This is a genomic window from Rhodococcus sp. NPDC059969, from assembly GCF_042738325.1.
Classification (GTDB): domain Bacteria; phylum Actinomycetota; class Actinomycetes; order Mycobacteriales; family Mycobacteriaceae; genus Rhodococcus_F.
The window spans coordinates 1,617,139-1,629,733 of sequence record NZ_JBHWUF010000001.1; the positions used below are offsets into that span (position 1 = coordinate 1,617,139).

Below are 12,595 nucleotides of genomic sequence, written 5' to 3' on the forward strand. Positions count from 1 at the left end.
CGGTTACTTGGCCGTGAACCCCGCGTCGACAGGCAACGCGATACCTGTGACGTACCGAGCTTGATCCGAGACCAGCCAGGCAATCGCGTTGCTGACGTCGGAAGCCTCGATCAGCCCGACGTCCAAGAGATTGCCGACGTCGGCTCCGCTCGATGTGGGGGAGTCCGCAAACAGTTTCGAGACGGCATCGTTGACGACCATCGGCGTATTCGCTCCCGCCGGATGCACGGAGTTGACACGGATATTGTGGGGAGCAAGCCAGTGTGACCACGTGCGTCCCAGCCCCACGATGGCGTGTTTACTCGCGCAGTAGCCGTCGGATCCGCCGGTTCCGTCACCCCCACGTCCGACGAGTCCCAATGTCGAACCGGTAAGGACTATCGCGCCGCCCGTCCCTTGCTCGATCATCGCGGGGGCTGCGGCCTGAACGGTATTCCAGACGCCGAAAAGATTGACCTCCATCTGGTCGCGGAACGCGTGGGCATCGTCGACGTCCGGGGACATCATGCCGATACCGGCGTTGGCCAGAACGATGTCGAGGCTGCCCAACGCAGCGATTCCTTCGGATACTGCAGTTCGCAGTGCGGGCAGATCGCGAACATCCACTTCTCGTGCGACGATATTTCGCCCGAGGTCCTCGACCAACGCTGTCGTCTGCCGTAAATCGTCGGCGGTTCCCATCGGGTAGGCCACCGATTCGATCTGATGGCAGATGTCGAGCGTAATGATGTTCGCGCCCTCTTGCGCCAATCGCACGGCGTGGCTTCGGCCCTGACCTCGGGCGGCCCCGGTGATCAGTGCGGTTTTGCCTTCCAACTGTCCGGGCATGAGTGCTCCGTCCGTCGCAAATCTTGAATACTCGGTCACGAGTACTGACCCGAGTGGACGGCGAAACTCGTCGCCGGCGACGTAGTCTGAGGTCAGGTACAGCGGGAACTCGCTTCGGAAGAGAAGAGGCTCGGGATGTCCGAATGGGTGAAGAAGGTCGAAGCTGAAGCCAGGGGGCTCCTCGCCGAGGCGGAAGAAGAGCTGACCGTCCTCGAAGGTGTCGACACCATCGATCCACTTGCTGAGGACGATCCGGCAACAGACGACGACACCAAGCCAACGTCGGACTGACACTGCGACGCATCGACGCGCCTCAGAACGGTGGCGGGTCATCCCCATAGTTGATGGGTTCTCGGTGAGCCCGCGGTGAATTCCACCGCCTACTTTGAACGTGCTTCTCTGCTCGTTTCTGAATCCGTCGGCGCTGGTTATTGCGTTCGCTCTGGATACGGGCAGCCTTGTTCTCTGCCTGGGTCCGCCGATTTCGACCACCTTGCGGCGGTATCGGTTCGCGTAGGCCGGCCATCAGCCCTGCGGGTCGCGTTCGGTAGCTGTGCCCGGTCGGCGACGTCAGCGACATGGTTCGATCCTCGTTCGACGCGAACCGCCAACGGTCGGAATGCTTGAGGCGATGATGGTTGCGGCAGAACGCACTCATATTCGACTCGACTGTTTTGCCGCCGCGGTCGGGGTCGCCATGATGGAAGGGTTCATTGTGGTCGAGGTCGGAATTCCAGGCCGGGACATCACAATGCAGCCACTGGCAGCTGCCCGCGATGATCCGCAACCACGTATCGAGTACTGCACCTGGCCGGTAGACGTGTGCCGACGCAGCCACCGGTTCGGTGGCGACATCAGCGGGTACGCGGACCTTTCGAATGACGGCGTCTTGCGCGATGTCGCGAGCATGCTCAGCGCTGATCACTCCGTACCCGTCCAGGTGGGCGGGCTCGCCGCCACCGCGCAGAGTGGAATCAGCCATCACGACGTGGACCACGGGCCGGCGAACGACAACAGCACCCCTACGATCCTGTGGGCAATCAGCACGGTCACAATTACACGGCAAGAACGGTGATCCGTTGGTCAACTCGAAGAGCGCGTCGGCTCGCCGTTGCTCGTAGGTTCGCGAGTCGTGTCGGCACACCGACATCGCCAACTCGCGCAACCGACCGTCGAAGGCCCGCGCCTGCTCGGCCGGAACGCTTCCCAAGATTTTGGCCATCCCGTCCTCGGCGGCACTGACCCCGACGAACCGATCGGTGAGAGCGCGACGTCGGCGTTCTCGCATGCCTTCCGGGTCCACCGCCGCCACGATCCGATCGATCGCCGCTGTCAGGCGCCGACCCGTCAGGCCGGTTCCACCGGCAACCGGTGGTGCGAGGACGTGCTCGAGCAGTAGTCGTTCGACCTCGTCGATCAACTCGTCTTTCACGTTCGCCGTTGCGGAATCGATCAATCCCACGCGGTACAGATCCAACTCGCCGCGCGCCATCGCCGCTCGAGTGCGATGCAAACGGGTCTTCAACGAGAAACCCAACCCGATCAACTTCCCGGCAGCTGCGCGACCCATCGTGAGCGTCGCACCGATTTCCGATTCCGCCAACTCGTGTGCGGTCGACGACCAGGTCCCACTGGCGACATGCTCTGAGCTTCGCCGCGAAAAGAACTCGGCAACGACGGCGAGCTTGCGTTCGACCAGCATCGCCTCGCATGCGTGCAGATCGGTCATGAGATCAACCAGGGCACAATCAGTTTCGGTACCGGTCAGCTGTGCTGAGATACCGAAAAGCTCTGTCGTGGGGTTGAACATGCATCGAATTATATTCGAATGTGTGTTCGATTGAAACTGAATCCTCAAATCAGTCGGAATCGTCCGATTTCTGAATCTCAGTGCATCTCAAGGGTTTGTCGTAGTGCTTTCAGGGGATCCGAGGCATCTCGACGCCCGCGCGGGCCAGGCCCCTCGGGGTTGACGAAGCGGCCCTCGTCCGAGCGGGTCCACTCTCGTACGGCCCATCGCTCCTTGATGGCCCAACGTCCATCACGTCGCTCCATATGGTCGATGAACCGCGCACCGCTGGTGAAGTTGACCATCCCGATGCCTTCAGCACCGCCCCAGTGAGTGGACATCGAGTACGCCTCGCTGATCGCCTGGTCGCCATGCAGTTCGACCAGATGATTGCCGATTTGGTGCATCGTGCCGCCAATCGCCGAGAGTTTCGGTGTGACCCAAGCGATGTACTCGTCGATGTTGCCGTCGAACCCGGTGTGATGGTCGACCGCATCCGGATGATAAGCGCTGCGGACGAGATCGAAGTCGAGGCGATCGATGCCGCGGCAGTACGTCAGAACCACCTCACGAATAGCCTGCTTGTCGATGAGATCCTGCAGTGCCCGGTCCATGTCACGCCTCCTTGATGTTGGTCATCCAGTCGATCAAATCTGGTAGTTCTTCAGCAGCGCAATCGAATACGGCAGGTCGGAGCACGACGACGGACGCGCCGCGGTCAAACCAGTCCCGGACTTTGTCCGCGGTTGCCGAGAGGTCTACGGATCCGCTGTCGCGTCGAACGGGTGCCGCGGACACCTGCACACGTGCGGTGTCCGGGTCACGGTCATGAGACTCGAACGTGCTGCGCAACAACGCAACACTGTCGGTGAATGTTCCCAGATCGGTCGGGTTCACGGTCCAGCCGTCGGCAACGCGTGCGATGCGGTCGAAGTTCCGCTGACTTGGTCCGAAACCGAAGAGCACCGGTACATGGGATTGGGTCGGCAGTGGGAGGCTGTGGTAGTTCTCGAAAGCGAAGTCGCGCCCCTTGAAGGTGGCCGGGGCATTGGTCCACAGTGCGCGGCACGCTGCGACAGTCTCCTCCATGCGGCCGAATCGCGCGTCGAATGGCATGTTGGTGGCGGTGTATTCGGCTTCTTGCCATCCAACGCCGAAGCCCATGACGGTGCGACCTTCGGACAACGAGTCGAGTGTGGCAACCTGCTTGGCGAGCAGGGCCGCCGGGCGAACAGTGGCGATCAGAACCGATACCCCGAGGCGAGCGCGCTCTGTCACCGCGGCGATCGCGGACAGAAGTGAGATCGGTTCGTACCAAGGATGATCCACAGGGAACAAGAAGTTGTGTTCGACTACCCGCTGAGCGTGTGCGTCGGCATTGAACCCCAGGTGATCGCCGGTGCAGATCAGATCGATCCCGGCACGGTCAGCACGCGCGGCGAAGTCCAGAACGGGGCGAATCTTGCCGTCGAACATGGCCTCGAGGCCCAAAATGTTGACGCCGATCTCCATCGGAGTCAACTCCGAGGAAATTCGCGCTCGTCGACGACGAACTGAATGATCCTCGTTTGATCGAGGAAGTTGGATTCGTCAGCCCGAATCCGGTTGCCTACCTCCGGTTGGGCGTGAGTTGCGAGCATGTCTTCGTATCCGGACTTATCGCTGAACCACATTTCGGTGATGACATCGAATTGTGGATCCGGGGTGTCGCCGGTGCGTAGAACCTGAGTCAGGTCCGGGAAATTCCTTCGGTATTCGATGATTTGAGGGAATGTTTCGGTGATCAGCGGAGCATGGTTGTTCTCGTAGTAGTCGACGAATTCGTCTCGCGTCAGTCCGGGTTTGCGAGTGAGAAGGGCGATTACCTTGAACACGTGGTCTCCAGTTTCCTCGGCAACGAGATGGATTCAGAGTGCGCGTCGGGCGTGGGCGGACAGGTCGCCCATATTGTCCAGGCAGAAGAGCCTCGAGCTGAACTGCCACGTTCCGTCGACGCAGGTGAAGCGATCGAAGTAGCGCCCGGACAGGATAGGTTGCAGGGCAAGCGCTTCAGTACCTTGTATGACCGTGATGTACGAGAGTGCCGACGCCGATTCGCCGTCGACCGCAATCCGGGTGTTGGTCAGCAGATGTTTGGTTCGCGGAATCGGCGGATCTCCGTACATCCGAATGAATCCGCTGCATGCTGCAAAGACGGCGTCGGCGTCGGCTGAAATGACTGTGGTGGCAACCCCGTCCGGTCCGCACTGCCCGTAGTCGGACTGGGCGAACAATGCGGCGACGTCACGCAATCTGCCCTGATCGATCAGATGCGTGTACTCACAGAGCAGGTCACGGATCGCCGACTCGGCAACGATCCGTGACAGCTCCGCGGTCATACGGTGATCTCGCGCCGAACCATCTTGCCGGTTGCATTGCGAGGCAACAGATCACCAGTGATGCGCCACTTCGACGGAACCTTGAAGTAGGACAGGCGCTCGGCGGCGTAGTCGCGCAACTCTGCCTCCGTGGTCTCTGCTCCGGGACGCAGGACCACCACAGCGGATACTTCCTGGCCGAGGTCGGGGTGCGGCATGCCGATGACAGCGCACTCGATCACGTCGGGGTGTTCGTCGAGCGTCTGCTCGATCTCGGTGGGGTAGACGTTTTCGCCGCCACGCAGGATCAGGTCGGAACGACGGCCGGTGAGACGGAGACGCCCGTTCTCGATGACGCCGAAATCGCCTGTGCGGAGCCAGCGCCCGGGCGCGATTGCCGACTCGGTAGCCTCGTCGTTCTCCCAATATCCGAGCATGACGAACGGGCTGCGTACACACACTTCACCTTCGATGCCGTCCGGCAGCCACTCGCCGAAGGGATCTCGAATCTCCATCGAGACGGTGATGATCGGACGGCCGAGAGTGCCTGGGAACTCTTCGAGTTCGGCGCCTACGGCCACTGCGATGGCGGTGCTGCATTCGGTGAGGCCGTAGCTGTCGACCAGAGCATTGCGTGCGAACGGCACCTGCTCCTTGAGTCGTTCTTTGAAAGCCGGCGACGACGGCGCGGATGCCAGCGAGAAGGAAGTCAGCGAAGCGACGTCGTACTTGGCAATGTTGCCGTGTTCGAGTAGGCGCGACGCCATTGTGGGTACCGCACCCCAGTTGGTCACGCGCTCGCGTTCGACCAGCCCGAGCACCTTGTCGACGTCGAAGCCACCCTCGGTCAGGATGACGGCGCTGCCGGTCGCGAGACGGGGGACCACCAGATTGTGCAGGCTGGCGATGTGGAAGAGCGGGGAAGTGAGTAGATAACGCAGCGGGCTCGGCTTGGAAGCGTCGTACTCACGGCCAGTGAAGGCGGCGCCGATTGCGTCGCTGTAGCGGTGGTAGTCGACGACGGCCATCACGTTGCGGTGCGAGTGGAGTGCGCCCTTGGGCCGACCGCTGGTTCCGCTGGTGAACAGGATGACTGCGGGATCGTCTTCGTCGATATCGGTGCTCGGCACGTCGGAGCCTGCATACTCCGAGATGAGCGCGGGCAGATCCTCTTCCATGGTGAGGACCGTGATGCCTGCCGGCAGTTCGGGAAGCGCGGCGCCGCGCTTGGCGTCGACGACAAGAACCTTCGGACGCGAGAGCTCGATCCCGTGGGTCACCTCTCGCGGAACCCACCAACCGTTGAGACCGACCGCGATCGCGCCGAGCGCCTGCGTCGCGAAGAACGTCATGACCCACTCGGGAGTATTGGCGGCGAGGATGCCCACTCGGTCGCCTTTACGGACCCCGTACTTGTCCCGCAGGGCAGTTGCCAGAGCGGCGACGGAGTCGGCGTGCTCGGTGAACGAGATTCGACGATCGCTGGTGACGAGATAGTCGCCGTCGCCCCAGGCCCGAGATGCCGAGATGAGCTCACCGATGGCGCGACCACGGTTCTTCATCACGGGCATGACGGTGCCGAGAACCTCTTCTTCGACGATCTCGAATGGCCCACCTGGACCAGTGAGGCGTGAGACCGCCTGGTCCAGAAGCAACTGCGGATCTGCGGGGGCAGTCATGGAATGGCCTTTCGTATTGTGGCGCTTTTCACGTCACAAAATCTCACGAGAAAATCATATCTGTGGCGGCGGTTACCACTGAGCGAGACTGGGAGGGTTCAGGCTCTGAGGCGTCGATACGTTCGAGTCGTATCGCAGTTGGAGAAATCGACATTCCGATATCGACTAGGACACAGGACACGATGACGAACACCGCCACCGAAGCATCTTCGAACGCAGCGCTTGCAGCACCCCAGCGCGAGGACGTCGCGCAGATGTTGATCGACCGTCTCGGTGATCAGCACCTGGGCCTGCGGACGCGCACGCAGGACTGGAGCTGGGACGAGGTGGTGCGCGAGAGCGCAGCGCGCGGCTCGCTTGCGAAGTCGCTTCGCGCGCCTGGACCGTTTCACATCGGAGTACTTCTCGAGAACGACCCCGAGTTTCTCTTCTGGCTCGGCGGCGCGGCCTTGACCGGAGCCACGATCGTCGGCATCAATCCGACCAGGCGTGGAGCCGAACTCGAGGCCGAGGTTCGGTACGTGGACTGCCAGCTGATCGTCACCGACAAAGCGGGCTACGAGAAACTGGCCGGCCTGGACCTCGGGCTGACCGAAGACCGTTTTGTCCTTGTCGACGACGCGTCCTACGCGGACAAAATTTCAGCTCACCAGGTCGAGTCACCTCAGATCGACCTCGGCGTCGACGCGTCAACGCTGTTCCTGCTTCTCTTCACCTCGGGCACCACTGGAATGTCCAAGGCAGTGCGGTGCAGCCAGGGGCGTCTGACGCGGTTGGCCTACGCGAACTGCGCCAAGTACGACATCGACCGCGACGACGTCTGCTACTGCTGCATGCCGCTCTTCCACGGCAACGCGTTGATGGCTCTGTGGGCGCCGGCCCTTTCGCAGGGAGCTACGGTCTGCCTCGTTCGTAAGTTCACCGCCTCGGGATTCATGCCGGACGTTCGGTTCTACGGCGCAACATATTTCACCTACGTCGGTAAGGCCTTGGGGTATCTCATGGCGACGCCAGAACTGCCCGACGACATCGAGAACACCCTCACTCACGGCTTCGGGACCGAGGCTTCGCCGGGGGACAAGGCAGAGTTCATCCGGCGTTTCGGTGCACAGCTTTTCGAGGGATACGGTTCGAGTGAAGGTGCCGGTTCGGTCGTACTCGATCCGAACCAACCTGCCGGCGCGCTGGGCCGTCCCGCGAGCGAGAACATCGTCATCGTCGATCCCGATACCCGCGAAGAGCGACCCCGCGCAATTCTCGACGAGCACTCTCACGTGCTGAACCCCGACGAAGCCATCGGCGAGATGGTCGACAAGGCCGGGTCGAAGAAGTTCGAGGGGTACTACAAGAACGAAGACGCGATAGCCGAGAAGATTCGCCACGGTTGGTACTGGACAGGCGATCTCGGCTACGTCGACGAGGCCGGGTTCATCTACTTCGCCGGTCGCAAGGGTGACTGGATCCGCGTCGACGGCGAGAATACGTCGGCTCTGATGATCGAGCACATCCTGCGTCGCCACCCCAAGGTGATTGCAACGGGTGTCTTCGCGGTGCCGGATCCGCGTTCGGGTGATCAGGTGATGGCTGCGATCGAGGTCGCCGATCTCGCCGATTTCGATCCGGTCGAGTTCGCGGCTTACCTTGCCGCGCAGGCGGATTTGGGTACGAAGGCGGCGCCGCGGTTCGTTCGCGTTTCGACGGACCTGCCGGTCACAGGGTCCAACAAGGTGCTCAAGCGTGAATTGCAGGCCGACCGCTGGCGTACCGACGAACCGGTGTTCCACTGGGTGGGCCGTGGCGCCCCCGAATACACGTTGATGACCGAAGCTGACGTGGTGAATCTGGAGAAGGAGTTCGAGACACACGGCCGTTCGCGGTTCCTGTGAGTGGAGTTGCGCTGGTAACCGGCGCTTCCCGGGGGATCGGCCGAGAGTGCGCGCTTGCCTTCGCGCGCGCCGGGTTCGACGTTGCTATTACTGCTCGCACCGTTCGTGAAGGAGAGGGGCGGGCAGCTCCGCGAACGAGGCAGGGCGAGCAAGTGATTCCGGTGCCCGGCAGCCTGGAGACGACGGTCGCCGAGATAGAGGCCTTCGGGGTGCGAGCGCTGGCCGTTCCGATGAACCTGCTCGATCTGGAATCCGTCCGCGGCGCCGGTGAACGGGTGCTGGAGGAGTGGGGACACGTCGACGTGTTGGTGAACAACGCCTACGCACAGACGGTCGGAAACATGGACCGGGTGCTCGACATCGAGATCGACGACGCTCAGGCGATGGTGATCGGGAATTACCTGCACCAACTCGCTCTGGTTCAGGTGATTCTGCCGTCGATGATCAAGAGTGGCAACGGCGTTGTCGTCAACCTGGCATCGGGCTCGGCCACCATGGATCCGCCTGCGCCGCCGGGGGAGGGCGGCTGGGGATTGTCCTACGCTGCCTCGAAGGCGTCGTTCGGACGTATCGCCGGGGCGATCAACTCCGAGTATCGGGGCGCCGGGATCAAGGCGTTCAATCTGAGTCCGGGATTTGTCATTACGGAATCAGGGAAAGCCCGTGGTGGCGCAGACGCGATAGTCGACGCAGGGTTCGCTGCCATACCGGCATCCGTACCGGCTGCAGCGGCGGTGTGGCTTGCAACAGATCCGGATGCGGACCGGTTCCTCGGTCGCGTCGTGGACGGTCCGAAATTGATGGCGACACTGGAGGAAACGGTATGAAGCTCGGCGTAGTCGTTCCGGTCGAATTGGGTCGAAGTGGAGACCCCGATTGGATTCTGCAATTCGCCCGTGCGGCCGAATCGTTGGGTTTCGACGAGATCTCGGCTGTGGAGCACTCGGTGGTCATCGCCGACACCGAGAGTGAATACCCCTATTCTCCGACCGGCAAGTCGCATCTTCCCGATGACTGCGACATCCCGGATCCGCTGGAACTGCTCTCGTTCGTGGCCGGCGCCACAACCACTTTGGGTCTGTCCACCGGAGTTCTGGTGCTGCCCAATCACAATCCGGTAGTGCTTGCCAAGCGCTTGGCGACGCTTGATCGACTTTCGGGTGGGCGCCTGCGCATCTGCCTCGGACTGGGCTGGATGAAGGAAGAGATCGAAGCGTGCGGCGGTGACTTCGAGCGTCGTGGCAAGGTAGCCGACGAGGCAATCGCCGTGATGCGCGCACTCTGGGCAGGCAAGGAAGCGGTCGACTTCGACGGTGATTACTTCTCGTTCAAGGGTGCATACAGCTGGCCGAAGCCTCACCGCGAGTCGGGAGTTCCGCTCTACGTCGGTGGACACAGTCTCGCGGCCGCGAGGCGAGCAGGCCGATTGGGTGACGGTTTCCAGCCGCTGGGACTTGCTGGTGAAGACCTCGACAAGGCCGTTGTAGCGATGAAAGCTGCTGCGGTCAAAGTCGACCGAGATCCCGCCGACGTCTCGCTCGTTCTCGGTGCGACATTGCCCAGACTCGACGAAGCAAAACTCGAGTGGGCTCGCACATTGGGCGCCGATCGAATCGTGCTGTCCGCCAGCCGTCGTGGTACGTCGTTGGAACTGATCATCGACGAGATGGCCGAATGCTCGAAGCGTTTGGGGCTCGGAACGTAAATCCCGTACCTGATCAAGGATGAGCCAGCCCGTTCAGGAGCATCGCGCTGACGAAGGCCGCGTTGTCGGCCGGGCTGTCGGATCGGCGGGTGAAGCACCGCAACAGGAGGGTGTTGGTGATTCCTGCGGCGATGTCCATCGGGCTGCTGATGGTCGACAAGACTCCATTGTCCTGGCCCCGCTGCACAACCGGAGCGATGATCGAGGGAATGTTGAGTTTCTCTTTGAGCGACAGCAGGCTCTCGGGCTCGCCGTAGGTGTCGTGGGCAACGGCAACCAGCAGTGCATCCATGAACTCTGTTTCGTCAGAAGCTAGTTGAGCGCAGCGGAGTAGGAAGTTCTCGATGATCGCGACGTCACCAAGACCGATCAGAATGTCGTCGGCAACGGTTTCTCGCAGTGAGTCCACTCGATTCTGAAGGGCCGCCACCAGAATATGGGGCTTGGTGGGAAACAGTTTGTTCACGGCGGCGCGGGGAACCGCCGCAGTGTCGGCGATGTCGTTGATCTGCGTCATGAAGTATCCGCGCTTGCCGAATTCGCTACGGGCAGCGGCGAGAAAGGCTGCTCGCGGATCACGCGGTAGCGGCCGCGGCGCGGCGGGCTGGTCGATCGGTCCCACAACATCGTCTAGGTGTTGATGGAGACCAGACGTATCGACGACGGCGCCCAATATCGCGAGCAGTGCGTCGGACATCACCTCGGGTGAGACGGAGCGGGAATCTATGCGGCTACGAACGCGGAAGCCGTCGATCAAAGCGTTGACGGTGACAGCGAAGGTCTTGGTGGTGAAAGGCCTTCGAAGTGTTGCGTCGGTTTTCTCGAACAGTGCCTCGTAGGCAGCGGACACGAGTTCGTCGCGTCGACGATATTCGTTTCCCAGAGCGGTGGTGGTTCGCCTGTGTGAGCCCGCAAAAATGTGTGAGAGAAGACTTCTGGCCGTCGACGCTTCGTTGACGAGAGCGTCGAACGCCTCGGTAACCAGGGTGGTGACCGTCGGGCGAAGCGCGTCGTCGTTTGCCATCAACTGTGCGCGCACGGTCTGCTTGACCGTGTCGGCGCTGTGCAAGGTCGATTCGGTGAGGCTGGCGATCACGGCCTCGATGAATTCGGATTTTGTTCGGAATTTGCGGAAGAATGTTGCCTGCGACGCGCCGGCTTGGTTGACGACCTGTTCGCTCCGCAGACCGCGTTCGAGAATGTCTCGAGGAGCCTCGACGAGCGACGTCACGCCTGCATCGATGAATTGCACAGTGGAGGCGTCGTGATCAGTCATCGTCGGTCCTTCGGTCGATCGGCAGTCTCTCCCGCACATAACGGGCAAACGAGACTCTACCGAGGTCAAGGCGCACTCGAGTGGTGTTCTGAGAGTGTTCACTCTCGCTCGAGAGTTCTCCCAGTCAACAAATGGAGTGACCCGGCGACCCCGCTCCGTTTCCATGGGAGTTCGACCGCGCGAAACAAGGCCTGGAAAGTTAGGGACACCACCGATGAAGACTGCCGACTCACCCAGCCTCAGTAGGCGTGAAGTACAGGTGCTGTTGACCTGGATTCGCTGCGACTCGAAAGCCGAAGTCTCCCGTGAGCTGTACATCGCGGAGGGAACTGTGAATACGCACCTTGCGCGTATTCGCGGGAAGTACGACGAAGTGGGCCGGACAGCGCCAACGAAGATGGCGCTGCTTGCTCGGGCTCTTCAGGACGGGTTGATCCGTATCGACGAACTCTGATCGACACGCCAGCTATCTGGTGCGTCGATCCGGAAGTCAGTCGAGGGGGGTGGCGTCCGTTGTCGGTGTCTTGGCGCCAGGAGTCGCTTCGATGTCGAGAACGACCTGGCTGTCGGTGGCATCTTCGGGGAAGACGTACCGGCGCATGGCCCACCACCGGAAGGCCGTCGCCAGCAGGGTTCCGATGATCGATCCGCTGATGAAGTCCGCGAAGTTCTCCATCAACACCGATACCTCGGGTTGACGCAGGTGGAACACGTACCTGGAGGTCCAGAGCGGTACCTGGTTGATGGCCAAACCGATACCGGCGACGATGAAGAACAGGGCAGCCTCGTGATGGCGCTGTCTACCACCGCGCTGAGCGAACGACCACTCGCGGTTCAGGACGTAGGACAGAACCGTTGCGATCAGGACCGCGAGGATGTTGGCCGTCACCGGGTGCTGAGGCAGAACCGTCCACTTGATGCCGAAGAACAGCACCGTGGTGACGATGAAGGCGATGCCGCCGACCACCAGGAACTTGAGCATTTCTGCGTGCGGCAAGACGCGCACGAGAACCCGCTCAGGAAGCCTATTGACCATCTTTTCGACAAACGCCATTGTTCGAGGCTAACCCTGAAT

14 protein-coding genes are annotated in these 12,595 nt (G+C 61.5%); 5 read left to right on the top strand and 9 right to left on the bottom strand.

The window, feature by feature from the left end; genetic code table 11:
* Positions 1 to 3 precede the first annotated feature (3 nt).
* On the bottom strand, positions 4 to 828 hold the full coding sequence (locus ACFWAD_RS07555) for a mycofactocin-coupled SDR family oxidoreductase (protein ID WP_378542539.1): 825 nt from the start codon (positions 826 to 828) through the stop codon (positions 4 to 6).
* A gap of 135 nt (positions 829 to 963) precedes the next feature.
* Here ACFWAD_RS07555 and ACFWAD_RS07560 point away from each other — a divergent pair, with 135 nt between their 5' ends.
* Positions 964 to 1,119: a hypothetical protein gene (locus ACFWAD_RS07560; RefSeq protein ID WP_378542541.1), complete on the top strand. Its 156-nt coding sequence runs from the start codon at positions 964 to 966 to the stop codon at positions 1,117 to 1,119.
* A gap of 22 nt (positions 1,120 to 1,141) precedes the next feature.
* Here the strand turns inward: ACFWAD_RS07560 and ACFWAD_RS07565 are convergent, their stop codons facing one another.
* The 6 genes from ACFWAD_RS07565 to ACFWAD_RS07590 all read right to left on the bottom strand — a co-directional run bounded on the left by ACFWAD_RS07565 (position 1,142) and on the right by ACFWAD_RS07590 (position 6,653).
* Positions 1,142 to 2,638, bottom strand: a complete 1,497-nt coding sequence (locus tag ACFWAD_RS07565) for a DUF222 domain-containing protein (protein WP_378542543.1) — start codon at positions 2,636 to 2,638, stop codon at positions 1,142 to 1,144.
* A 77-nt stretch (positions 2,639 to 2,715) separates the two neighbouring features.
* Positions 2,716 to 3,231, bottom strand: a complete 516-nt coding sequence (locus ACFWAD_RS07570; protein ID WP_378542545.1) for a nuclear transport factor 2 family protein — start codon at positions 3,229 to 3,231, stop codon at positions 2,716 to 2,718.
* A gap of 1 nt (position 3,232) precedes the next feature.
* Entirely contained in the window at positions 3,233 to 4,129 is an 897-nt protein-coding gene (locus ACFWAD_RS07575) for a TIGR03619 family F420-dependent LLM class oxidoreductase (protein ID WP_378542547.1), read from the bottom strand.
* Positions 4,130 to 4,134: 5 nt separating this feature from the next.
* Positions 4,135 to 4,491, bottom strand: coding sequence for an EthD domain-containing protein (locus tag ACFWAD_RS07580; RefSeq protein WP_378542549.1), 357 nt, complete (start codon positions 4,489 to 4,491; stop codon positions 4,135 to 4,137).
* Between the two features lie 33 nt (positions 4,492 to 4,524).
* Positions 4,525 to 4,995: a nuclear transport factor 2 family protein gene (locus tag ACFWAD_RS07585; RefSeq protein WP_378542551.1), complete on the bottom strand. Its 471-nt coding sequence runs from the start codon at positions 4,993 to 4,995 to the stop codon at positions 4,525 to 4,527.
* The gene (locus ACFWAD_RS07590; RefSeq protein WP_378542553.1) at positions 4,992 to 6,653 is read right to left on the bottom strand and encodes a class I adenylate-forming enzyme family protein; all 1,662 of its coding nucleotides are present in this window, start codon (positions 6,651 to 6,653) and stop codon (positions 4,992 to 4,994) included. The genes ACFWAD_RS07585 and ACFWAD_RS07590 overlap by 4 nt, the downstream gene beginning before the upstream one ends.
* A 254-nt stretch (positions 6,654 to 6,907) precedes the next feature.
* Between ACFWAD_RS07590 and ACFWAD_RS07595 the strand changes: the two genes are divergently transcribed.
* From ACFWAD_RS07595 to ACFWAD_RS07605, 3 genes are read left to right on the top strand one after another with little or no spacing between them, the layout of a single operon-like run.
* Positions 6,908 to 8,539 (top strand): AMP-binding protein, encoded by a 1,632-nt coding sequence (locus tag ACFWAD_RS07595; protein ID WP_378532743.1) that lies wholly within the window; start codon positions 6,908 to 6,910, stop codon positions 8,537 to 8,539.
* Positions 8,536 to 9,366: an SDR family NAD(P)-dependent oxidoreductase gene (locus tag ACFWAD_RS07600; protein WP_378531529.1), complete on the top strand. Its 831-nt coding sequence runs from the start codon at positions 8,536 to 8,538 to the stop codon at positions 9,364 to 9,366. The genes ACFWAD_RS07595 and ACFWAD_RS07600 overlap by 4 nt, the downstream gene beginning before the upstream one ends.
* Positions 9,363 to 10,244: an LLM class F420-dependent oxidoreductase gene (locus ACFWAD_RS07605; RefSeq protein WP_378542555.1), complete on the top strand. Its 882-nt coding sequence runs from the start codon at positions 9,363 to 9,365 to the stop codon at positions 10,242 to 10,244. Before ACFWAD_RS07600 ends, ACFWAD_RS07605 begins: the two co-directional genes overlap by 4 nt.
* Positions 10,245 to 10,257: 13 nt before the next feature.
* On the opposite strand, the gene ACFWAD_RS07610 is transcribed toward ACFWAD_RS07605, so the two are convergent.
* On the bottom strand, positions 10,258 to 11,520 hold the full coding sequence (locus tag ACFWAD_RS07610; RefSeq protein WP_378531533.1) for a TetR/AcrR family transcriptional regulator: 1,263 nt from the start codon (positions 11,518 to 11,520) through the stop codon (positions 10,258 to 10,260).
* Positions 11,521 to 11,734: 214 nt separating this feature from the next.
* On the opposite strand from ACFWAD_RS07610, the gene ACFWAD_RS07615 reads away from it, so the two are divergent.
* The gene (locus ACFWAD_RS07615; RefSeq protein ID WP_378446777.1) at positions 11,735 to 11,974 is read left to right on the top strand and encodes a LuxR C-terminal-related transcriptional regulator; all 240 of its coding nucleotides are present in this window, start codon (positions 11,735 to 11,737) and stop codon (positions 11,972 to 11,974) included.
* 36 nt (positions 11,975 to 12,010) lie between these two features.
* Here the strand turns inward: ACFWAD_RS07615 and ACFWAD_RS07620 are convergent, their stop codons facing one another.
* Positions 12,011 to 12,574, bottom strand: a complete 564-nt coding sequence (locus ACFWAD_RS07620) for a GtrA family protein (RefSeq protein ID WP_378531535.1) — start codon at positions 12,572 to 12,574, stop codon at positions 12,011 to 12,013.
* Positions 12,575 to 12,595 lie beyond the last annotated feature (21 nt).